This window comes from Thalassobacterium maritimum (genome assembly GCF_031127805.1).
GTDB lineage: Bacteria > Verrucomicrobiota > Verrucomicrobiia > Opitutales > Coraliomargaritaceae > Thalassobacterium > Thalassobacterium maritimum.
The window spans coordinates 1-20,628 of the sequence record NZ_JARXHW010000062.1; the positions used below are offsets into that span (position 1 = coordinate 1).

At 50.8% G+C, this 20,628-nt stretch carries 20 protein-coding genes; 8 read left to right on the top strand and 12 right to left on the bottom strand.

From position 1 onward, the window contains the following. Nucleotides 1-730: 730 nt before the first annotated feature. The 3 genes from QEH52_RS17430 to QEH52_RS17440 form a co-directional block, all read right to left on the bottom strand. A complete protein-coding gene (locus QEH52_RS17430; RefSeq protein WP_308952213.1) occupies nt 731-1,447 on the bottom strand; it encodes a hypothetical protein in 717 nt (238 codons plus the stop codon). Between the two features lie 19 nt (nt 1,448-1,466). Next, complete coding sequence (locus QEH52_RS17435; protein WP_308952214.1) at nt 1,467-2,708, bottom strand: pyrophosphate--fructose-6-phosphate 1-phosphotransferase; 1,242 nt, start codon at nt 2,706-2,708, stop codon at nt 1,467-1,469. A 155-nt stretch (nt 2,709-2,863) separates the two neighbouring features. Next, nucleotides 2,864-3,322: a hypothetical protein gene (locus QEH52_RS17440; RefSeq protein WP_308952216.1), complete on the bottom strand. Its 459-nt coding sequence runs from the start codon at nt 3,320-3,322 to the stop codon at nt 2,864-2,866. Nucleotides 3,323-3,441: 119 nt separating this feature from the next. Between QEH52_RS17440 and QEH52_RS17445 the strand changes: the two genes are divergently transcribed. The 6 genes from QEH52_RS17445 (at nt 3,442) to QEH52_RS17470 (ending at nt 8,493) form a co-directional block, all read left to right on the top strand. Beyond that, nucleotides 3,442-4,770 (top strand): MFS transporter, encoded by a 1,329-nt coding sequence (locus QEH52_RS17445; protein WP_308952217.1) that lies wholly within the window; start codon nt 3,442-3,444, stop codon nt 4,768-4,770. Nucleotides 4,771-4,941: 171 nt separating this feature from the next. Further along, nucleotides 4,942-5,586 carry a prepilin-type N-terminal cleavage/methylation domain-containing protein gene (locus QEH52_RS17450; RefSeq protein WP_308952218.1) on the top strand — a complete coding sequence of 215 codons (645 nt, stop codon included), beginning with the start codon at nt 4,942-4,944 and terminating at the stop codon, nt 5,584-5,586. A gap of 5 nt (nt 5,587-5,591) precedes the next feature. Beyond that, on the top strand, nt 5,592-6,167 hold the full coding sequence (locus QEH52_RS17455; RefSeq protein WP_308952219.1) for a type II secretion system protein: 576 nt from the start codon (nt 5,592-5,594) through the stop codon (nt 6,165-6,167). Further along, on the top strand, nt 6,168-6,854 hold the full coding sequence (locus tag QEH52_RS17460; protein WP_308952220.1) for a prepilin-type N-terminal cleavage/methylation domain-containing protein: 687 nt from the start codon (nt 6,168-6,170) through the stop codon (nt 6,852-6,854). A gap of 22 nt (nt 6,855-6,876) precedes the next feature. Continuing rightward, complete coding sequence (locus QEH52_RS17465) at nt 6,877-7,590, top strand: type IV pilus modification PilV family protein (RefSeq protein ID WP_308952221.1); 714 nt, start codon at nt 6,877-6,879, stop codon at nt 7,588-7,590. Nucleotides 7,591-7,602: 12 nt separating this feature from the next. Further along, nucleotides 7,603-8,493: a prepilin-type N-terminal cleavage/methylation domain-containing protein gene (locus tag QEH52_RS17470; protein WP_308952222.1), complete on the top strand. Its 891-nt coding sequence runs from the start codon at nt 7,603-7,605 to the stop codon at nt 8,491-8,493. A gap of 430 nt (nt 8,494-8,923) precedes the next feature. On the opposite strand, the gene QEH52_RS17475 is transcribed toward QEH52_RS17470, so the two are convergent. From QEH52_RS17475 to QEH52_RS17480, 3 genes are all read right to left on the bottom strand, one after another. Then, entirely contained in the window at nt 8,924-9,643 is a 720-nt protein-coding gene (locus QEH52_RS17475) for a hypothetical protein (RefSeq protein WP_308952223.1), read from the bottom strand. A 156-nt stretch (nt 9,644-9,799) separates the two neighbouring features. Then, nucleotides 9,800-9,895, bottom strand: a complete 96-nt coding sequence (locus QEH52_RS20785) for a PEP-CTERM sorting domain-containing protein (protein WP_425609297.1) — start codon at nt 9,893-9,895, stop codon at nt 9,800-9,802. A gap of 216 nt (nt 9,896-10,111) precedes the next feature. Continuing rightward, nucleotides 10,112-11,536, bottom strand: a complete 1,425-nt coding sequence (locus QEH52_RS17480; RefSeq protein WP_308952224.1) for a glycoside hydrolase family 16 protein — start codon at nt 11,534-11,536, stop codon at nt 10,112-10,114. 320 nt (nt 11,537-11,856) lie between these two features. On the opposite strand from QEH52_RS17480, the gene QEH52_RS17485 reads away from it, so the two are divergent. Then, nucleotides 11,857-12,819: a mechanosensitive ion channel family protein gene (locus QEH52_RS17485; RefSeq protein ID WP_308952225.1), complete on the top strand. Its 963-nt coding sequence runs from the start codon at nt 11,857-11,859 to the stop codon at nt 12,817-12,819. A gap of 15 nt (nt 12,820-12,834) precedes the next feature. Here QEH52_RS17485 and QEH52_RS20790 read toward each other — a convergent pair whose 3' ends face one another. From QEH52_RS20790 to QEH52_RS17505, 4 genes are all read right to left on the bottom strand, one after another. Beyond that, nucleotides 12,835-13,248, bottom strand: coding sequence for a hypothetical protein (locus QEH52_RS20790; protein WP_308952227.1), 414 nt, complete (start codon nt 13,246-13,248; stop codon nt 12,835-12,837). A gap of 2 nt (nt 13,249-13,250) precedes the next feature. Beyond that, entirely contained in the window at nt 13,251-13,703 is a 453-nt protein-coding gene (locus QEH52_RS17495; protein WP_308952229.1) for a polysaccharide deacetylase family protein, read from the bottom strand. A gap of 115 nt (nt 13,704-13,818) precedes the next feature. Beyond that, nucleotides 13,819-14,670: a LamG-like jellyroll fold domain-containing protein gene (locus QEH52_RS17500; RefSeq protein ID WP_308952230.1), complete on the bottom strand. Its 852-nt coding sequence runs from the start codon at nt 14,668-14,670 to the stop codon at nt 13,819-13,821. A gap of 91 nt (nt 14,671-14,761) precedes the next feature. Beyond that, nucleotides 14,762-18,364 (bottom strand): malectin domain-containing carbohydrate-binding protein, encoded by a 3,603-nt coding sequence (locus QEH52_RS17505; protein ID WP_308952231.1) that lies wholly within the window; start codon nt 18,362-18,364, stop codon nt 14,762-14,764. Between the two features lie 386 nt (nt 18,365-18,750). On the opposite strand from QEH52_RS17505, the gene QEH52_RS17510 reads away from it, so the two are divergent. Next, nucleotides 18,751-19,557 carry a hypothetical protein gene (locus QEH52_RS17510; RefSeq protein ID WP_308952232.1) on the top strand — a complete coding sequence of 269 codons (807 nt, stop codon included), beginning with the start codon at nt 18,751-18,753 and terminating at the stop codon, nt 19,555-19,557. A gap of 20 nt (nt 19,558-19,577) precedes the next feature. On the opposite strand, the gene QEH52_RS17515 is transcribed toward QEH52_RS17510, so the two are convergent. Both QEH52_RS17515 and QEH52_RS17520 read right to left on the bottom strand, forming a co-directional pair. Then, on the bottom strand, nt 19,578-19,943 hold the full coding sequence (locus QEH52_RS17515; RefSeq protein WP_345785481.1) for a (2Fe-2S) ferredoxin domain-containing protein: 366 nt from the start codon (nt 19,941-19,943) through the stop codon (nt 19,578-19,580). A gap of 190 nt (nt 19,944-20,133) precedes the next feature. After that, complete coding sequence (locus tag QEH52_RS17520) at nt 20,134-20,286, bottom strand: hypothetical protein (RefSeq protein WP_308952234.1); 153 nt, start codon at nt 20,284-20,286, stop codon at nt 20,134-20,136. Nucleotides 20,287-20,628 lie beyond the last annotated feature (342 nt).

Here is a 20,628-nt window from a genome sequence, read left to right on the forward strand (position 1 = left end):
ACTCGGCTACTTTATACAGCGCCGGCTCGACGAACAGCACCAGGCTGGGAACATTGAACATTGAACGTCCAACATTGAACATCGAATGAGTCGCGAAATTCAGTAGCGGGGGACTTTAGACCCCGTTCCACGTCGTGTGAGTGGCGGCCTGCTCCCCATCGCCTCTGCGTTCTCGGCGAACCCTGCGGTTTACATTTGCTTCGGGTCGGGAGCCCGTCCCGCTAGAACCGAGCCTAAAGGACTCGGCTACTTTATACAGCGCCGGCTCGACGAACAGCACCAGGCTGGGAACATCGAACATTGAACGTCCAACATTGAACATCGAATGAGTCGCGGAATTCAGTAGCGGGGGACTTTAGACCCCGTTCCGCGTCGTGTGAGTGGCGGCCTGCTCCCCATCGCCTTTGCGTTCTCCGCGAACTCTGCGGTTTACATTTGCGTCGGGTCGGGGAGCCGGTCCCCGCTAGAACCGAGCCTAAAGGACTCGGCTACTCCGCTGGCGCCGGCTCGACGGACAGCACCAGGCTGGAAACATTGAACATTGAACGTCCAACATTGAACATCGAATGAGTCGCGAAATTCAGTAGCGGGGGACTTTAGACCCCGTTCCGCGTCGTGTGAGTGGCGGCGCGCTCCCCATCGCCTCTGCGTTCTCTGCGAACTCTGCGGTTTACATTTGCGTCGGGTCGGACTCGCCCGTCCCGCTCAGAAGCGAGCCCGCAGCACTCGGCTACGTGGTCTGCAGCGGCGCTTGATGGCGCACGATGAAGATCATCAGTATGCTATAGGCTGCGTTGCCTAGTAGGAAAAGTGGGAATTGTAAGGGCGTCGGCAGCGAAAACACGATGCAGAGCATGACCGGCCAAAAGCACAGCGAGGTGGTCCAGAGCGGTAAAACGCGTGCGCTCAAATTTCGAAAGCGCAGGCAGCCCGCAAAGGCTTTCGGCGAATAGTTCACCTCGCGCAGCGCAAACCAGAGTGCGATGCCGGGCAGGCTGATCAGGGGCGTGAATACAAATTGATCGACAAATACCTTTGTCAGGAGCGTCGCAGGGTCCTTGCCATCACCGAACCAGTGGCTCTGTTGTCGATACATTAAGTCGACTACGATGCCGAGCGTCGCCCACATTATAAATTGATGGCAAAGCTCGCCCAGCCCGGGCGCTTTCACGCCAGCGGGCCGAAAGCGTCGCTTGATCAGCTCGGGCAAGATCCCTCCGCTCACTATCGTCGAGCCCGCCGCGAAGTAGAGCCCGCCTGCTTGTTTCCAGTCGGCCACAGTCGCAAAGAGCCCGCCTGCGCGGTCGACCAGGTAGTAGCTGAGCACCACCGCCAGCGCCACGAGTTGGATGAGCAAGATCGCGGGCCAATAGGTCGAAAACGCAGCCATCGCAGGCGCGATGAGCGGATGCCAAGCGCGCCTGGATAGATGCGGAGATTCGGACACGCAGTGAGTGCTCTCTTAATTAATGCCCCGCTTGAGCGATGTTGGCGCCCTTGGCTTGGCCGATCGCATCCAGCAGTTCTTCGAACCATGGAGTGTCGATGTTGAAAGGCTTACCACCCGCGATGCGTGGAAACTCGATCGCGCGTAGGATGTTACGGTCGTCCTCGTCGTGGCCGATCACGCCGCTTTCACGCACCACGGCGCAGTCGACTGCCAGGTCGGTGCAGCTCTTGATCAGGCGAATGTCTTCCACGTTGGCCGGTGCCGCGCGGGCGAAATAGCCGCTCTTTTGCACCAACACTTTTTCCGCATCCAGCATCTTGGCAAACTGCTCGCCAAACCACTTGCCTGGGTTGACCGCATCCAGCTTGACGTGTCCAAAGGCGTCGCGTGGCACTTCTTCACCCGCGGCTTCCATTTCTTTAATGATGGTCTCTACGCCTGCGCCTTCGGAGATGAAGATGTTGACGTTGTCATGCTCGTCCATGATCGCCTTCAAACGCTTGGCTTCCGCCTGAATGTCGATCTCCATTTCCGGGATGAAGATGGCGTGCACTTCCTTGCGAGTTTCACTGAGGCCGATTTCTTCCGCCCATTCCAAATTGTCCAAGCGCTTGCGGTAAGCATCCGCAGTGGCCGCAGTCAGCCAGCCACAGTTGCGGCCCATCACTTCGTGGATGATTAGCATGCGTGGGTTGGCATTGTGCTCCGCCACCACATTTTCAAAATACTTCGCACCTTCTTCAGCCGCGGTCCATGCACCCAAGCTTTGGGCGATCGGGAAGACATCGTTATCGATGGTCTTAGGCAGGCCGACTACGGTCAGCGCGTAGTCGTTTTCAGCCAAGAATGCAGCCAGGTCCGCCGCTGTGGTGTTGGTGTCGTCGCCCCCGATGGTGTGGAGCACGTCCACATTGTCCTTTGTCAACTGGTCGGCCGCCACTTTTAGCGGGTCTTCGCCCTCTTGGACCAGGCCGCGCTTAATGCAGTCCTTCACATTGGTCAATTTCACCCGGCTGTTGCCGATCGGGCTGCCGCCGTGCGCGTGCAAGGTGCCCGCAGTCGCGCGGATGGCTTCCGTCACTGTAATGCTGTCGCCTTGCAGTAGACCCTTATAGCCGCCGCGGTAGCAAATGATTTCGATGTCAGGATACAGCTCAGTGTAGCGTTCAATCAGACCGCCGACAGCGGACGAGAGGCAAGGCGCGAGGCCACCCGCAGTGAGAAGAGCAACTTTTTTAATAGGTTTTGGATCGGACATAATGATTTTCAGGTGAAATTAATATGAAGCACGAAGGTTGTGTCGCTTTCCGAGCCGCATGCAAACCTGAAAGCAAGTAGATGCAGCGGATTAAACCAGACCGTGTTAGTTAACATTAGAGCGTCTTCTTTTCTGAAGATTTTCTCTTTTTCGCTCTATTCCACAATACTGCAAGGCGAGGGCGCCTCGCTCTTATAATACTGCACCAATTTTTCTGTCACCATGGCTTGCTCTTCGAGCGTCAGCGCTTGGTAGCTGCGACCATCACTCCAGCCGTAGCCCCAGCGATACCAATTCTTGAAATAGGGGCTGCCGCCCATTCGGACGCCTTGAAACATCGCTTCCGCCAGTAGGCGATCGCCTGTCTTGGTTAAGACGCAATCACGTAGCGGCTCGTCGGCCGCGAGCCGCTGGGCCCGCGTGCCGCCCTGCCAATACGCGATGTCGTGCTCGAAACAACAGTCGCACCAGTCCTTGGCATCGATTAATGAGCGATCGGGAAAGAGGGAACAGCCGTCGCTGCTGAAGTCGCTTAGTTCGCGGGATTTTGAGCAGGCGCAGAGTACTAAGCAAATTAGGAGCAACGGTAGGATGTGTTTCGGCTTATGCGACATGTGGTAAAGAGAGTATGTGTGAGGTATTTTAGCTGCGAATGCACGTAGATAAACTCTGGGCAAGGGATGGGGATTGCTAAATGCTGTCTTCTGCTTTCTGACTTCTAGTTTACTGACTTATGGACACCGCAAACCTAGAAACCATCGCCTGGCGCAACGTGCGCAGCTTTACGCTCTTCCGCATGTTTTTCTCGGCGCGGTTTTATTACCCCGTCTACGCCTTACTCTTTTTAGACTACGGGCTGACGCTGGCGCAGTTCGGTCTGCTCAATGGCCTGTGGGCTGTCACGATTGTCCTGCTGGAGGTGCCCTCGGGCGCGCTGGCCGATACTGTCGGCCGCCGCAATCTCTTAATCTTGGCAGGCATTTGCATGCTGCTGGAAATGTTCGTTCTCTTGCTGGTGCCCGTGGGGGCGAGCGGCTGGCTGTTTGGCTTCTTCGCGCTCAACCGCGTGCTGAGTGGTGCGGCCGAGGCCGCCGCCAGCGGGGCCGACGAGGCGCTGGTCTACGATTCGCTCAAGGCCGCCGGGCTGGAAGACCGCTGGGGCCACGTGCTGGAGCGCGTGCAGCGCGATACCTCGCTGGCTTTCTTTTTTGCCATGATGATCGGGGCCGCGGTCTACGATCCCGAGATGGTCAACGCGGTGCTGCAGTTCGTGGGCGCGCCCTTCCTAGTCGAGCAGGCCCAACTGGTCAAATTGCCAATTGCGCTGACCTTCTTTTCCGGAGGCATTGTTTTTTGGATGGCCCTGCGCATGCGCGAGGCCCCCACCGGCCGCGCCCTGAGCGTCCGCGCCACCCTGGCTCAAAGCTGGCGGCAGACCGGCGCCGCCGCGCGCTGGATTTGGGCCACGCCGCTGCCCTTTGCGATCATTCTCGCCGCCATGGTGATCGATAGCTCGGTGCGTCAATTTTTAACTCTGGCCAGCGAATACTGGAACGTGATCGAACTGCCCATCGCCAGCTATGGCTTGATCGGCGCCGGCATGTCGCTGATGGGCTTATTTGTGCCGCGCTTCGCACGCCTGCTGACAGAGAAGAGCACGCCCCTTAAAAACTTTCTGCTCACCGGCGCCGCCGTCTTTACCGGCTTGCTCGGGCTGGGCCTGGCTGTGCCGATCTGGGGCATCCTTCCCGCCATCTTGCTCTACGCCTCCATTCAATTGACGGGATTCTTTGTGAGCCTCTATCTCAACGAAGCCGCGCCCTCCGAGCAACGAGCCACCGTGCTCAGCTTTCGTGGGCTCTCTACCAATTTCAGCTACGGGGCCGTCTCCTTGCTGTATTCCGGCTTGATCGTTTGGATCCAATCACAGGCTCAGGGGGCGGCCGCGCAGGACGCCGTCTTCGTCGACTCCCTACAATACTTCGCCTGGTATTTCGCCTTCACCTTGTTCATGGTTTTTGTGCTCTACCGTCTACGCTTCGGAAAACGGAAATACCAGTAGACCTGCTATTGCGACGGAATACGATGGCTGAAATCGCGCTTTATCGCCCACTACGCTTGATAAAATTGTTGAAAACCCCCGCTGGCATCGACACAGAGTGTTGACAGTGCTTCGTGCGCATACGATATTTCCATCTTATTCTGTTAAATACAGAGATTAGACATTCTCCCCATGTTATTCCATCCCCCCATTTCCGTTCGACAGCGCTCGAAGCAGCAGGGCTTTACCCTGATTGAGTTGCTAGTCGTGATCGCTATTATTATGATCCTCGCTGGTATCACCTTCGGTATTTCCCGCGGTGTGCAAAATGCTCAGGCCAGGGCAAAGGCGAAGGCAGAATTGGCAGCGCTTTCGCAAGCGCTAGAGCAATTTAAAGGAGATTATGGAGATTATCCATGGGTCAATAATCAAGCTTTGTCAGACGCTCAGATCCAAACCAACGGTAGCCGCTTGCTCTTGGCTTTAGACGGTTGGATGGATTGGGAATACAGTGGTGGCACCACACCTGCTGATTTAAAATATCGTCCTGATTTTGATACGCCTAAGGCTCGGGGTAAGTCATACCTCGATATGAAGCAGTTCTCTTTTAATGATGAATATACGCCCGATAAAGTTCCGACCGTACTTTGGCCCTTAGACCCTTGGGGAAATCCATATGTGTATGATTATATTGGGCCGAATACCACTAGCTGGGACAATTTCGGTTATGTTCTTTACTCGCGTGGCCCAGACGGTGACCACGTGGCTGCAGATAGCGAAGGTATTCAAGATCAAACCGACGAAGAAAATCTGGATAACATTTATTCGGGCCAATAATTATTATGAAACACGCTACAAATAAAGGTTTTACACTAATTGAACTGTTGATGGTGATTGCGATCATCGGTATACTTGCAGGTATTTTGATTCCCACCGTCGGGGCTGTTAAGAAGCAAGCGAATATCGCGGCATCTAAATCGCAGCTATCTAACTATGTTACAGCCATCACAATGTTTAAAGGAGAGTATGGCTATTACCCTTTCAGTACATCAAGCACGACTGATGATTCGATCAACTTGAGCACGGATAGTGTGGACTTTATCAAAACCTTGTCCGGCCGTGATCCGTCGACTGCCACTAACACTAAAGTGGCTTTTGGAGGAAATCGTAAAATGATCGCATTTCACAGTTTTAGTGAGTCCGAGTTCTACTACGATATCTCAACATCGACTGTAAGCACAACTCAGTTGGCCGACCGTTTTAATAATACAAACATTACAATTATGATTGATTCGGACGGTGACGGGCGCCTGACCGTACCTGGGCAGTCTCAAATTAAAGCGGGTGTCACTGCGTATGCTGAAGATAATCCATCGACAAGCGACGAAGAAGAGCCCGATTATTACCTACACAACTAAATGATGCATCGCAACGAATCAAAATTCTACCGTGCTCAGTCTGCCTTTACTCTGATTGAACTACTGGTTGTTATTAGTATTATACTGATTGCTTCATCCATTATTTTTATAGGAGGTAACGGCGGGGCTGGAGCGAAATTGAGTTCGTCTCAACGTATTCTTGCAGGCATTGCGCAGGGGGCGCGTGGACAAGCGATTCTTAAGAATGCAGAAACACGGCTGATCATTCATAATGATCCCACTGATCCAGAAAAATATTTAAGGTTTTTCGGTGTCGTCTACTTGGGGGAAGATTTAAATTCAGATGGCACTGTTAAAGCCACTGGTTGGAAAGCCGCCACTCAAGGAACCTATTTACCTGAGGGCATTTATTTCGATCCATCCTTAAGCAATGATTACTCTGAAGATACGATGAACCTTGATTATCCGCGCAAGTCGGTGGGTGCCAATACGGATGAAATTAATGGTGGTGGTTCGACTTCGTATTACTGGTATGGATTTAAGTCGAATGGAAATTCGTTGAATGCGAATCAATGGCTAGCGCTTCGGGCCGGGCAATACAACTCCACTGGAGCACTGCAAGCGTATGACGCTAACAGTGAGCAAGCTGGTTTGAAAACTGCACTTATTTTCCGTCGAGTTGGTACGACTACCTTGGTTGATGACCCCACAAAAATTACTGAATAGAATCCTCTGAATATTAGTTCATATGCACTCTCAACAAAACGCTTCTTACTCGTCACTAAAAACACGTCGACTCTCTGGCTTCAGCTTAATTGAGGTCGTTTTAGCGATTGGTATCTTCTTGATCACAGTTCTGGCACTTGTCGGGCTTCTTGGGCCCACACTTCAGTCTGTAGATGATGTTGAAAAGACAGATGAGGTGTCCTCTGTTGTGAACACGGTGAATGCGTTTTTACAAAACTCCCCAGAGATTGCCAACACAGACGAATCTAAGTTCGAAACTATATTTAATGCCGTGGCTGGAGATGGTTTCGCCACCATTTTTGTGTTTCGTAAATATGCGAGCAGCACCAGTGACGAAGTTTCGCTGAAAATTGGCTTCTTTGGTGAAACTGGAGCTCAAGTGGCTAATACAGACGTTGCCACTGGCAGCACGGTCTTAGCGGCAGGTCCGATTTATCGCGTTGTTTTAACACCTTCGTCTGTGACTCCAGATACTTATTTGAGCTCTACCGAGCGCAATGCGAATGGGGTCTATGCTTTAAGCAACTCAGATATCGATAATTACTTAGAAGGTTACTTTGCGATGGAGGTTCGTATTTATGCAGAAAATGCGATGCTCAACTTTGATGGCTCTAAGTTGCCAGCCAACCCCGGTGAAGATGCGCAAAACGCTACTTTAGCTACATTAAACGATAAGCAGCCGATATTTACCTATAACACCGCTATTGTTCGATAGGACTCTATCATTATGAATACTTTAATTTCTACCTCACGTAAGAAACGTCGGAGCGCTTTTACATTGATTGAAATCATGGTGGCGACGGTCATTATGATCGTACTCGTTGGCTTGGTAATCCAAATTACCAGTGAGGTGCTTAAGGTGTGGAATCGTTCCTCTGGTAAGCTCTCTGCCAATGCAGAGGCACGTATTGCCATGGATCTGCTGACGCAAGACCTGGAGACTGCGGTATTTAGAAGCAATGGTCAGCAATGGCTGCGCGTTGAGTCGCCTCAGAACCCCGAAGATGGGCCTTATTATGACCAGACGGTGGCGCTTAAATTATTTGCGCCCGCTTTAGATCGCGACGAAACCTCGGCTGGAGATATCTGTGGGATCGCATATCGTTTGTCGTATCGCGCAGCTTACGATGGAGCTGACGATCAAGTCTATGCTCTGTATCGCGCAATCGCTCGTCCAGATACTACTTTCAATTCTTTGATGGGATCACCATCTGATACGGAGAGTCCACAGTTGAGCCTCACTGCTCAAGGCTTTTGGGATAAGACAGATGTAGAAATCGATGAAAACTATCTCGCGGGAAATATTGTCGATTTCAAAGTCATTCTTTACGAAGATGATGGTACGGATACACCGAACCCGGTAAATTGGGATGCGACTACTGGAGATTTGCTGGCAGGGACAAATGGTGCTTTCGCCTATGGGGGAGATTCTACCCAAGCAGAATTGATTACGAATCCACTGCTATATGCAGAGATACGGCTAACAGTGCTTTCGGACCAAGGGCTTGGTATTTTGGAGAATATGGCAGGGAGTGGTTATGATGATGTCGCGGACGTAGTTCGTGAGCATGGCGATATTTTTGTTCGCCGCGTCAACTTCCTCGCACGTCCACTTTAAGTGTTTTCGGCTCCGCTGCTGGGAGTCAGGACTTTTCACAAGCCGCATCGCCGTTTTCGGGCGCTGCGGCTTGTTTGTGTCGGCCTCGCTCAGGTGCAGCTAAGGCTCGGTATGTCCACGTCTGGAACAGACAAACCTCCCGCCAGAGTCGGGGAGTGTCTTATACCCATTCGAAAAAGTTTGGTCCTAATAGATATGTCTTTTGTAAGCTCGGTTCTCGCCAGTCCTAAGCTCGTCGAAAGGGGAACCGGGGCGATGCCGATCGCCCCCCGACTGTGTCCTGCATAGCCGAAGGTGACGCATGGAAACAAAGTTTCGAGGCTACGCAAAGGCCAAGCTTATAGATCATATTTTCTTAGAAGTGATCCCATGCGTCCTTCAGAGTAGCTTCGGGGGCAAGCTGCCATCTGCTAGTTAATTTACGACTGCGCTAGCTTTTGCGATGCCTGAGCTGTACTAAAAATAAGGCCATCAATCCTGAGAGCACAGAAGTGCTTAGAGGTTCAGGAACGGTGACTAAGAATTCGCCAGAAATGCCGATATGATTATAAATGCCACCGCTGGAGGCAGTGATTGTTACGTCCTGAGCTCCGGTAATATCTACATTTTCCGATGTGTTGCCGCTAATGGGGGAGATTCCCGTGCCTGAGATCGCATTTGCTTCGCCTGTTGAAAATGCGGCAAAATGAGCGGATTTGTAGCCATTGAACGTTACTGAGATATCTGCCAGATCGCTGGTTCCTGCGTCGTAGACTGTTAATGTCGGCGTTGCATATGTGAGTGTGCTGATGTTGCCCGTGCTGTTGTTATAACTTTGACGAAAGCGGTAGTTCTCAAACAACGTGTTCGTGCCATTGAATTCGATGGTCATTACGACATCGTAGAGACTGCCATCTCCTAAAAGTTCAAGTGTATCAGCCGTGAGTGTGTAGGTTCCAGTTTCGAGCCCTCCTGTATAACCTTCGTCGGGCGTATAGCCGGAGAAATTTCCTCCTGAATTGCTGTTGCCTATCGCGCTACCTCCGTCAATCCGCCAGTCGCCGAGGCTGTCAACTGTGCTGGGGCGCAGTCCTTCAAACAGTAAAATTGCTGCGTGGGCATGTATGAAACTGCAGGACAGTAAGGCGATTGTGAATGTCTTTTTTTTCATTTAATTAAATTCCTCGCGATAAGATGAACTATTTAATTAAATAATAGATTGGATTAGTGGAAGCTTTTTCAGGGAGCGATCGGCATCGCCCCGGTTCCTCGCATCTAAGCTTACAAAAGATAGATCCATGAGGACCAAACTTTTTTTGAATGGGTCCTAGTCTCTGCGGCGACGCAGGCAGGCCACGGTGATCGAACACAGACCTAGCAGCGCAGCAGCGGAGGAGGGCTCGGGGACGATCTCAATTTGCAATGCATTGATGTCGCCATATTCATTGCCACCTAAGAAATTCGCAGCTGAGTTACCTACTCGGCTTAGGTCGAATGACTCTACGCCGGTTATGTCGCTAATGGGGGCAACATCATTGTTATTTCAATTCCCGCCTGTCGTATAACTAGTAGTTCCAAAATCAATCCACACAATTTCGCCCTCTGCGTGTGACGCCATTGCTGCGGATGCACGCCGAACTTATTCCGCACGCCAGACCTTGAGCGAGCGCAAGATCATATCGCCGGATCCATCCTCGTATGGGGAGTCAATGCCCGCCTTCACTGCAACATTGGTCAGGGGATACCAGACTTCACCAGCAAATGGATTCGCGTAGCACATGGTTTCCACGCCATCAACAAACATCGTGATCCACTCGGGAGTGACGGTTACGGAGAAAGTGTGAAATTCGCTATCAAGCGTGTTGGCTAAGCCGAAGTCACTCATTTTCATTCGCATGGCGGCTCGGGTAAAGGTGCGGACTCCTTTATCGCCACCATGTAAATTGGTCGATAGGTCAGAGTTGAACTTCCAGGATCCATTGTATCCGAACCCTTCATACACATCGATTTCTGGCGGCCAACCATCGATGGGGAGCAACCACAGCGCCGGCCAAGACCCTCGCCGGTTGGGCATTTTTACCACCCATTCCACGGAGCCATACTTGAATTGAGTTTCTGGCGTGCGATAACCGGAAAGCATCGACGCTAGGAATGGATATGCGGTCGCAGGTGTGCCTACGGATACCGGTGTCTCTAAGCGTCGCGTGGAAATGGCCAAGCCTTCTTCTGTCCGCTTGAAGCCACCAAACTCGACGGTGCCATAATACCCGGTTTCTCCATTTCCTGGCTGAGTGCGTCCGTGAGCCAGCGCTGTGGTGAGCATATTCGAGCCGCCCTTGTCGTCGAATTGAACTGTCTGCCCCGTCACGGAATAGGACAGTTCGCCCAATGGCTGAAATGTTTGTGCATCGCGACTTGTATCTGCGGATGCTTTATTGATCGCGCCCGGGCGCGCGGTGATCAAAATGCCGCTTTTTCCACGTTTTGCTCCGTCTGGAACGGATGACTGCAGGGCCTTCACATTATGGCCCTCCTTCATGCCGCTGACATCAAAACTTACATACTTCGTTAAGGGATCGCCGGGGCGGAATATGATTGCTTGAGTCTTATCTGGATTTGCACGACCGCCCTTGCCGTTGTAAACGCGAATATGGGCCACCACCGAATTCACGCTGGGCTTGTCCAAGTTCACTGGCACGTGCACTTGCGTGGCGCCAACAGGCACATCAAAGTCCTCGATCGAAACGGTTGAGGCCGCTGGATACTGCTTGCCGCCGTCATAGGCCCCGACCGAGGCCTGCAGTGCCTCCGTTTCTGTGATGTAGTGGTCTAAGTGCTCCGCGACTCGCTCCAAGGCGGTATCTGCGCTTTGCCCTTCTTCGACGAGTGATGCATCTGAGCTAGCAAGCAAGTGATCAAGCGCTTCACTCACGACATCGATATCGCCGCGCATCTCTTTGGCGACTTCAAGTGTAAGGTCCTTCGCGGCTAGAGGCGAGCAGATCCATCCCATTAAACACGCTAGCAGCATGCCTTTAAATTGATTGATAGTGGGGTATTTCATTTTTTTATATTATGTACGCTTCTAAGTGAAGCTGTCAGAGTATGCGAGACGATCTTGGCGAGCTGGATATAATAGCATAGCTCGGACAAATTAAGTGAGTCTTTTGCCGTTCTAAATAGTAGTGAATTGCTGATCAGCTAGGGGAAGTCGGAGACATGGGGTTTAAAGATTAGCGCCAAATGGCCGATTGCAGGCCTCGTATTTGTAGCTATGGGTTCAATGGTTTCATTGCGCCCATAGTCTCGTCTATTCAGCATGGCGTATGAGAGGAGGTCGCTTTTCCCATTGCGCTTGCGGTGGCGTCGCGCACTCTATTGTGCATGTTCGACCTTGAGCAAATCTACGCCGAGATTCCAAGATACCTTCCCTTAATTGTGACGGCCACCGTAGTCCTTGTGACGCTTCGATTGATTCAGTGGCTCTGGCTCGGACGAAAGTTTGACGCTTTTTCTGACCGTAAGATTATTCCGCAGGCCTTGATGCTTTTGTTTAGTGTTGTGGGGGGTGTCTTTATCGTGTTGGCACTGCCAGTGAGTGATACCTTGCGTGCGCAAATACTAAGTTTGCTGGGTCTGGTGATGACGGGGGTGATGGCTTTATCTTCAGCCACATTTGTATCGAATGCATTTGCTGGTTCGATGTTGCGCTTAACACGCAGCTTCCGCGTCGGCGATTACATTAGAATCGGATCTCAGGGAGGGCGAGTGACCGAGCGCGGCATTTTTCACACCGAAATACAGACGGAAGATCGCGACCTGACGACTTTTCCAAACTTACTTTTGGTGACGAATGCAGTCACCGTCGTGCGCTCATCGGGCACGATCGTGACGGCAACTATCTCGCTTGGCTATGACCTCCCACATTCTCGTGTAGAAGAGCTCTTGATTGAAGCTGCCAAGCAGGTGGAGTTGGAAGACCCCTATGTGCATGTCGTGGAGCTTGGAGACTTTTCGGTGAGCTATAAAGTGTGCGGTTTTCTCTCGGATATTAAGGTGATGCTGACCACACGCTCACGTTTAAAGAAATCAATTTTAGATACCTTACACGGGGCCAATATTGAAATCGTATCCCCGACCTTCATGAATCAACGCCCACAGAAAGAGGGCGTGGTATTCATTCCCAAGCCCAGTCGTCAGGTCGATCCGACTCCATCTGTTGATTTGAAGACCGCAGAGGAGATCGCTTTTGACAAAGCAGATGACGCTGAGGCTGAAGCATTGAAAAATGGCGAAACCATTGACGAAGATGAGGATGATTTAAAGTCCGTCGAAGATGCGAAGTAGCAGGTGGGGCTAGCTTCAGGCTTTTGCCTTAGCACTTCCAGCTCGGGGCAGGGAGAGCAAATATCGATTCCCGCCCTCCTTGATTAGTTCCATTGTGAACATGTGGCTTGAGTTTACATCTACTAAGCTGCCATCTTTTCTCTTTAGTTTTAGGAACGCGCCCAAGGGCGGCACGCCATCTGTCAACCAAGCGTCGGCTTGCAGAGTTGTTTTGATCCTACCCAGGATGACATGCAGGGCGGCAGGATCGCGATCGCCTACGGCCGCGATGCCGCCGACGTCGCCATATTCACTCAGTTCGGCGAAGCGGTTGAATTGAGCGTGATGGAGGTGCAGGTCAAGCGGCTCTCCATTGAGATAAAGCACCGAAGTCTTACCCACATGTCGCTCTCTGAGCACTCCGTCTCTATCTGCGACAAGGTCACTCACGATCATGTAGTAGCGCTCTCCTTCGGGCTTTGCTTTTCACCTTCTGCTTCGAGGATCGCTCGAATCTCAGCCACTTCCCAAAACATACGATTGATCGACAGCTCCGATGCTAATCGAGCGTGCGTCATCGAATGCGCACCGAAAGCGCCATCCCAGCCCTTGATTTTCTCATGATCGAACGACTGCCCCCGCTTGTGATTCAGGAAGAATGTGCCCTTAAGCCCATACTTTTCCATCAGCTTTCGCATCCGATAATGGTTACGATGGCTATCGTCCCAACGAGCCGTGAAAGCTACCTCTTTATTGTCATAAACTGGACACGCTGAGAGCGTCTCTTCGTGGCCACGATCTTCAATCACGATCTCATATGAATAAAATCGAAGATCCGCATCTGCGGACCAAAGCGAAGCACTACCAAGAACAAGAAATAGAGCTAATAGGTGGACTGTAGACATGATTTACTCAAATGAAACTTTCTTGTCTTAGTTTTTTAGCGTTAGTTGTGAGAGCGTTCAACCCGCAAGTTCGACTACTGAAAAGACAAGGCGGACGCCCCGAGGGTGTAATACTTTAGCTACAACGCCTACGAAGCAAAGTGATTACAGAGAGTGCTCCAGCGATCAGCGCATAGGCTGAGGGTTCAGGAACTGCGAGTAGTTGAGTTTGCGATAGAGGCGTATCAGAAATGCGAACTTCGTCGATAAATCCCTGAAATGGACTAGTGCTATTGTTCATGGCGCCAATGCGGAAAAGTGCGGTTGCATTGTTAAGGCTGGCGATATTGTGTCCGATGCTTGAACTAAGAAGAGCTTCATTGTTTGTCAGGTCCTGAGCATAAAAAGTGATTCCAGAACTAGTGTTACTTTCGTCGAAGCTAACGCCAACATAATAGTCTATATCCTTGCTGATGGTGATGCCTGTTTGAAAGACCCCCGTACTGCTACCGTCCTCACTTAGTAAAAGGAATAGCGCGCCTGCGCTACCACCACCGACACCACTTGTTCCAGCAACTCCGAATGCAAATCCTCGTTTATTGCCTTCCGTATATTCCCAGTCACTTACAATGTATTGAGTGCCAGAAGTTGTGGTTGCCATGCTAATGTATGCTTCTGCCGTAAAATCTGAAGTCACCTGCACAGAACCATTGCTGGCTTCACCGAAGCGGTCGGTACTAAAGATTGAAGATGTAGAACCGTTGGCAGTGCTGGTTTGCGGAATAATCTTTGAAAAGGAACTTCCACGTCCAGTTTCAGGCAAGCTCACTTGGGATGGAGTGCCGGCTTCTGTCAGATGAGCTCCATTACCGGAGCTATCACTAAGGAAATTCCCACTTTCGAAACGATAATAAGCAATCGTCGATGCGGAAAGCTGACATGCTGTGCATGTAATAAAAGCTGTAAATAGAATGGAGCTAGATCTCATGGTGCGTGGGGGGGCTTGGGGTGAATGGCTTAGATTCTAGATATGATCCAGAATAAGTCATCTGGAACTTCACTTACTTCTGATCCTACAATTACTCTACGCTGATAGCATCCAAATAAAAGGCTTCGGAAGCCACACTGGAAGTCGTGATGAAGCGCATTTTGAAAGAGGTGGCTCCGAGGACGTCTGCGTAGTAGCTGGATGGAATGGTGATTTTGTATGGGATAAATGAGCTGGCCCCGGAACCGTTCGCGGAGGACAGAATGATTTGAGTTCCGGTGTAGGTCGAATCGGTCCCATCCGGCTGCCCCTTGTCGGTGAGTATGGTTTGGTAGCCACTACCGAAATCGATCTGAAAGCCAACTAAGCCATCATTGGATTCCAGGCTGCTGGTGGTCGCAAAATCGAAGGTGAATACCAGATCGCCACTGCCCGAAATGGTGACGGCGGTGTCCTGTGTCAGGGTTCGGTTGGGGCCGTCTGGAAGGAAAAGGCTTTGGCTGCCCTCTGAAGCCTCGGTCGAATTTACCAACATGCCCGCGTGACTGGTGCCCCAGAGCGTCGGACTGTATCCAGCTGTGTCTGTTTCAAAGCTATCGGAGAAACTTACAACAGACGGGGCGGGCTGTTCAGCTTCGATATGATCCAGATAAAAGGACTCGGTAGCTACACTGGAGGTCGTGATAAAGCGCATTTTGAAAGAGGTGGCGCCGAGGACGTCTGCGTAGTAGCTGGATGGAATGGTGATTTTGTAAGGGATAAATGAGCTGGCCCCGGAACCATTTGCGGAGGACAGAATGATTTGAGTTCCGCTGTAGGTCGAATCGGTCCCATCCGGGTGCCCTTTGTCGGTGAGTATGGTTTGGTAGCCGCTACCGAAATCGATCTGAAAGGCAACTAAGCCATCATTGGATTCCAGGCTGCTGGTGGTCGCAAAATCGAAGGTGAATACCAGATCGCCACTGCCCGAAATGGAGACGGCGGTGTCTTGAGTCAGGGTTCGGTTCGGTCCGTCTGGTAGGAAAAGGCTTTGGCTGCCCTCTGAAGCCTCGGTCGAGTTTACCAGCATGCCCGCGTGACTGGTGCCCCAGAGCGTCGGACTGTATCCAGCTGTGTCCGTTTCAAAGCTGTCGGAAAAAAGTGTGTTCCCCGAAGGTCCCGAGTCGAGATCTAGAATGATCTCAATGCCAGCACAGTAAGGACTGGCATTACCATAGAAAAAATCCACTGTGATCGCGCCTTCAGTACCTGCGTATGTGGTAAATTCTTCGACGACTGCTTGGTATCCTCCACTGGCAGCAGTGTAGATGTCGTAGTCCTCTAGTTCGAGCGCCCCACCATTGATATTGACGTCAAATAAGCGACTTCCGGGATTCTGGTGTGCACTGGATATCTCGGCGAAGTGTAAGCGTACATTATAGAGTGCGTTGGGGACCAGGTTACGAATCGTTTGCAATACCGGATCTGTGCCGCTCCCAAAACGGGCACTCTGGTAGACAGCTTCTGGAGCGGGATTGCTTACTCCGGTCAGATTAATAGAAGTTGTGGTCGTTCCGATTCCTCCATCCTGAGTGTACCCTTCGTCTTCATCAGAAAGCCAAGTTCCGACGGCACTGCTGCCGCAGTTGACTTGGAGAATCTCGGTGGTTTCCCGTCCGTATACCGAGACTGGTATTGAAAATCCGTTGTCAAATTTGACCAGAAAAGCTCCACGCACCAGATTGTCGGGAGCATTGCTGTTGTAGTTGCTAGGAGTTCGTAGCGGAGCTAAATCGTAGTCGATCGTGACCATCAGTTCCAAACTGCCGTTCGCCGGAATTGTTCCGGATGCAGGCGTGACTAGCAGCCAGTCAAAGCTATCGTTTTTCTTGATAGTGTAGTCGATGGCAACCGGATCCGGATTGCTTACTGTGACGAACTGAGCGCTGGCCAGCTCGCCTGGAATGTAGCCTAGTGGCACACTCTGAACATCTGTGCGCTGGTTAATTGGGCGCGCAGGTATCAGTCGATCTGTGCCGTATTCGTAAGCACCCATGTCTGGTGCAGAACCGACATAGCCATCCGTAAAGTTCGGGATTATCTCGCCCGCATCGATGCCCGGGCTACCTGCAGCTAATTGATACAAACCATCGGCAATGCTGACAAAATCAGGCACTTGATTGAAAATGCCATTTGGCTCTTGGCCTGCAGCTGCACTGATTTGCCCAACCGAAGGATCGGTGCCATTGGCGTAGGCGGTGTTCACGATCATGTCATAATCGTAATCACTGAGTGGATCTTGAGTTGCATCAATGATTCCCCACTTGGCACCCGACCAGGTGGACCAAGTGTAGAAAATATTATTTCGAGTACGAGCTCGATAGCCACTGCTGCCGTAACTTCCTCCAATTCCGAGTGATAAATTCAGGCTAGTATTATTAAATGCTAAAAATGGCGAAAGCGCTCCTTCATAATCAAAGCCAGCTTTAATGGCTGTGTTGCGCTTACCGTGAATGTCGCCGAGGTTCACAAAGGTATTTTGAAATACATACGAGGGACCGCGTCGGACCGGCGCGACACTCACCCCCGTATAACTGCCTTCGACTCGATTGCGAAAGAATTTTACGTTCCACTGGCCGCCGTCGAGCTCGGTGCCATCATCATTGGCGAAGGATAAATAGTTTCCATAAATATCACTGTTACTATGGAAGCCGCCACTTCGGCTACCGTTGTTATTACCTTCAATTGCATCGTTCCAGCGTTTTGCATCACTGCCAACAAAATCGTTGTAACGCACGACAATCCGGCCATTCGCCCACGCACTGCCATAATTACCCTGCGCATAAAATGCAGTGGGCCCACGAGGATGCGAGAATCCAGATCCATCCGACCAAGCGTTCGCAGTTGGCCGCGGATCATGCACATAACATCGCTCGACCAAGATATAACCTGAGTTTACGAGATTGAACGCTGCATCATAATTGATTTCAGTCGAAGTGCCGACTTCTTCCCACCGGCCGGCGGAATTGCGCGTTTCTTTAGGCTGACGCCCCCATCCTGCAATGTCGCAATTTATAAAACGGATGTGGTGATTCCTAAACCCACGCACAGCGTCATAACGACCGCCACGAATAATCAAATCTTCGAAAATAATGTATTTAGCGAATGCTTCAAGGCGTAGCGCTTCTGAATGCAAATATTCAGCGTCTATCACGGTCGTGCCATCGCCAACGATCTTGACCCAGCCCTCAGCAGTTCCTCCCATGGAAGTTGGAATATACAAGCGGGTATCTGTCGCGGGGTCGTATAGATCTGTGATGCTATATTCTGTAGCAATCGGCAAATTTTCGGTTTTTGCCCAAGTGCTGAAAGTGGCTGTTTCTTGATCATCTTGAACGCCGCCTACAAAGTAAGTTACACGAACATCATAGTCTGTCTCTTCGGTTAGATTGACAATGCTCCCAGTAAAACCGCCCTGGAACGCACCGGGGAACGTGCCGGGGTTGCTATCCCAGATTAATGGCAAGCCATCTTTCCAGGTGCTGGAGCTGCTTTCTTTATATTCTAGTTTAACAGTGGCACTCGAATTCGTGTAATCAGTGGTGATGGCACAAGTTTCCAAGAGTGGTACTGAGCTAATTGTAAACGCAGACCAACCAGCTACAGGGCAGATCAGCGAAGACAATACGACGAAGCAGGATAATGCTCGATTCATTTGAGGGGCTTTCGTTTGGGGTTGAGGGTAGAACGTGAACGCTGGTGAGCGCACGACATATTTACAACTGACTAAGTCAGCTGAAAGGTCAACAGTTATTTACGCGGCTTAATTGAAGGCTATTGTTTAACAATAATTTAAATGGTTGATAAACGCATAGTAGATTGCCTGCTTAGCGCGCTAAAGATCCTAGGGTATAGGTTCTCCGACTGGCTGAATGAGTCAGTTTTTGTTCTATGAAAAGTGGTCATGTCGGCGTAGTCGTTTTTTTTTGCTAGCCTAATCCATTTTTTGAGCTTTTTTTACGTAGATGATGCATTCGATATGCGTCGAATTAGCTCAATCTTGGAGCACATTTAACCCACTTATAAGCACACACCATGACTATGAAACTTACCGTAATCAGTCTTAATTTATTGGCGATGTTTGTCCTAAATGCGCATTCGGCCATATTTACTTTTGATTTGAATCTCTCCAGTCAATTGGATGACAATTTTACTCAAATAAATGCAGCGGGGACGAACCATCCATTTGTGCACAGCACGAGTGCTGGCTTGGGATCAAATGGTGGAATCACTAAAGGTGTCGCGGCCGCAGCTGGCGCAACATCCTATGTGTATGATACCTCATTTGCAGGCAATACAGATGATTTTTCGTTTTCATTTCTCTGGAAGAGCTCTAACGCTGTAGGGGCTAATTTGATGATGGGGGTCACCAATTCGGCTAGCTATACTTTAAATACCGGCGGAGTTCCTTTGAACGGTTCATTGCCGCAAATCGGTTTTCAGGCTAATGTCGGACTGAACGGCATTTCGATGACTCAGTACGATGGAACAGCTTCGGCTTCTAGTATCGCGTCAAAGAGTATGAGCGGTTTAAGCACTGACACTTTTTACCAAGCAAAATTTTCATATAGCTACAATAGTCTGGATGCTAATTATGATTTGGTTCTGTCCGTTTCCACTGTGGACGGAAGCGGGAACGTGCTGGCTGAACATGATTCAATTACCGCTAGCGACCGTTCTAGTGCGCTGAGCGTGGATAGCAGCACATTTCTTTACTTTGCGACATTGGAAAACTATTCGGTGGAGCTCGATAACCTGAGTTCCTCAGTGTTCGTTCCTGAGCCGAAAGCTTACTCTTTATTGCTTGGATTTATCAGCCTCGGTTTGGTTGTTTTGCGACGGAGGTAGGGGCTTCATCTGGTATCTTTTTACCTGGCCAACGGGTTCTGGGCAAAAGCATAGGCCTCGACGGGTTGGCCGCCGATCAAGTGTTCCTGGATGATTTGCTCCAGCACCTCTGGGGTGCAGGAGTGATACCAGGTCCCTTCAGGATACACCACCGCGATGGGACCACGTGTGCAGACTTGGAGGCAGTTGGCTTTTGATCGATAAACGAGTGCCTCCGGTCCGGTGAGTTTTAGCTCCTTTAGGCGCTGCTTTAAATAGTTCCACGACTCCAGGCTGGGTGCCGGTTCGCAACATTTTGGTTTCGTCGGGTCCGCGCACAGAAAGATGTGGCGCTTGTATTTCGTGATCCCGAGGGAAGCGGCGCTTTTCTTGAGTTCGTCTTTCATATCCGGGGAAGCATGTACATTTGCATCATCCGGGCCGGTGTCTGTTGGATTCTGAGTCATTCAATTTCTATTTTGTGCATGTGAAGCTACTTTTCAAAACCTGTTTTGGACACTCGTGCTCATGGGACTAAAGGGGCGTAAAGCGGGCAAACGCAAAAATATAAAGATCGCTACCCGTTGACCTGAGTCCTCAGGTAGTTTGGGTGCCCATTTGCAGGCGTTCGCTGATCCATGGGTTTTTGGCAGTCGTTTTTTTTCGAAGGCGTTTAGCGATCTGCACCTTCCAGTCGGCTCCCCCCCCTTTGAGTCCACTTTTGGAGTCGAGGGAACGTAGGGCTGTCACTTGTGACACGCCGCATGGAATCTAGCCTCCGAGCGACTTATACCACTTCTAAGAATATATGATCTATAAGCTTGGCCTTTGCGTAGCCTCGAAACTTTGTTTCCATGCATCACCTTCGGCTATGCAGGACACAGTCGGGGGCCGATCGGCATCGCCCCGGTTCCCCTTTCGACGAGCTTAGGACAGGCGAGAACCGAGGTTACAAAAGACATATCTATTAGGACCAAACTTTTTTCGAATAGGACTTGGCTGATGCGGGCGTGACAAGTCGCAATGCCATTGCATAATTCAAAGTGCCCTCTCTAGGACCGTAATTAGAACTGGTTCTCTGGATTCGCTTCT

What these genes read in the sequence shown, in the direction of transcription:
- QEH52_RS17435 (WP_308952214.1), bottom strand. Translation starts at nt 2,708, where the DNA reads ATGTCCGATCCAAAACCTATTAAAAAAGTTGCTCTTCTCACTGCGGGT.
- QEH52_RS17440 (WP_308952216.1), bottom strand. Translation starts at nt 3,322, where the DNA reads ATGTCGCATAAGCCGAAACACATCCTACCGTTGCTCCTAATTTGCTTA.
- QEH52_RS17445 (WP_308952217.1), top strand. Translation starts at nt 3,442, where the DNA reads ATGGACACCGCAAACCTAGAAACCATCGCCTGGCGCAACGTGCGCAGC.
- QEH52_RS17450 (WP_308952218.1), top strand. Translation starts at nt 4,942, where the DNA reads ATGTTATTCCATCCCCCCATTTCCGTTCGACAGCGCTCGAAGCAGCAG.
- QEH52_RS17455 (WP_308952219.1), top strand. Translation starts at nt 5,592, where the DNA reads ATGAAACACGCTACAAATAAAGGTTTTACACTAATTGAACTGTTGATG.
- QEH52_RS17460 (WP_308952220.1), top strand. Translation starts at nt 6,168, where the DNA reads ATGATGCATCGCAACGAATCAAAATTCTACCGTGCTCAGTCTGCCTTT.
- QEH52_RS17465 (WP_308952221.1), top strand. Translation starts at nt 6,877, where the DNA reads ATGCACTCTCAACAAAACGCTTCTTACTCGTCACTAAAAACACGTCGA.
- QEH52_RS17470 (WP_308952222.1), top strand. Translation starts at nt 7,603, where the DNA reads ATGAATACTTTAATTTCTACCTCACGTAAGAAACGTCGGAGCGCTTTT.
- QEH52_RS17475 (WP_308952223.1), bottom strand. Translation starts at nt 9,643, where the DNA reads ATGAAAAAAAAGACATTCACAATCGCCTTACTGTCCTGCAGTTTCATA.
- QEH52_RS17480 (WP_308952224.1), bottom strand. Translation starts at nt 11,536, where the DNA reads ATGAAATACCCCACTATCAATCAATTTAAAGGCATGCTGCTAGCGTGT.
- QEH52_RS17485 (WP_308952225.1), top strand. Translation starts at nt 11,857, where the DNA reads ATGTTCGACCTTGAGCAAATCTACGCCGAGATTCCAAGATACCTTCCC.
- QEH52_RS17495 (WP_308952229.1), bottom strand. Translation starts at nt 13,703, where the DNA reads ATGTCTACAGTCCACCTATTAGCTCTATTTCTTGTTCTTGGTAGTGCT.
- QEH52_RS17500 (WP_308952230.1), bottom strand. Translation starts at nt 14,670, where the DNA reads ATGAGATCTAGCTCCATTCTATTTACAGCTTTTATTACATGCACAGCA.
- QEH52_RS17505 (WP_308952231.1), bottom strand. Translation starts at nt 18,364, where the DNA reads ATGAATCGAGCATTATCCTGCTTCGTCGTATTGTCTTCGCTGATCTGC.
- QEH52_RS17510 (WP_308952232.1), top strand. Translation starts at nt 18,751, where the DNA reads ATGAAACTTACCGTAATCAGTCTTAATTTATTGGCGATGTTTGTCCTA.
- QEH52_RS17515 (WP_345785481.1), bottom strand. Translation starts at nt 19,943, where the DNA reads ATGAAAGACGAACTCAAGAAAAGCGCCGCTTCCCTCGGGATCACGAAA.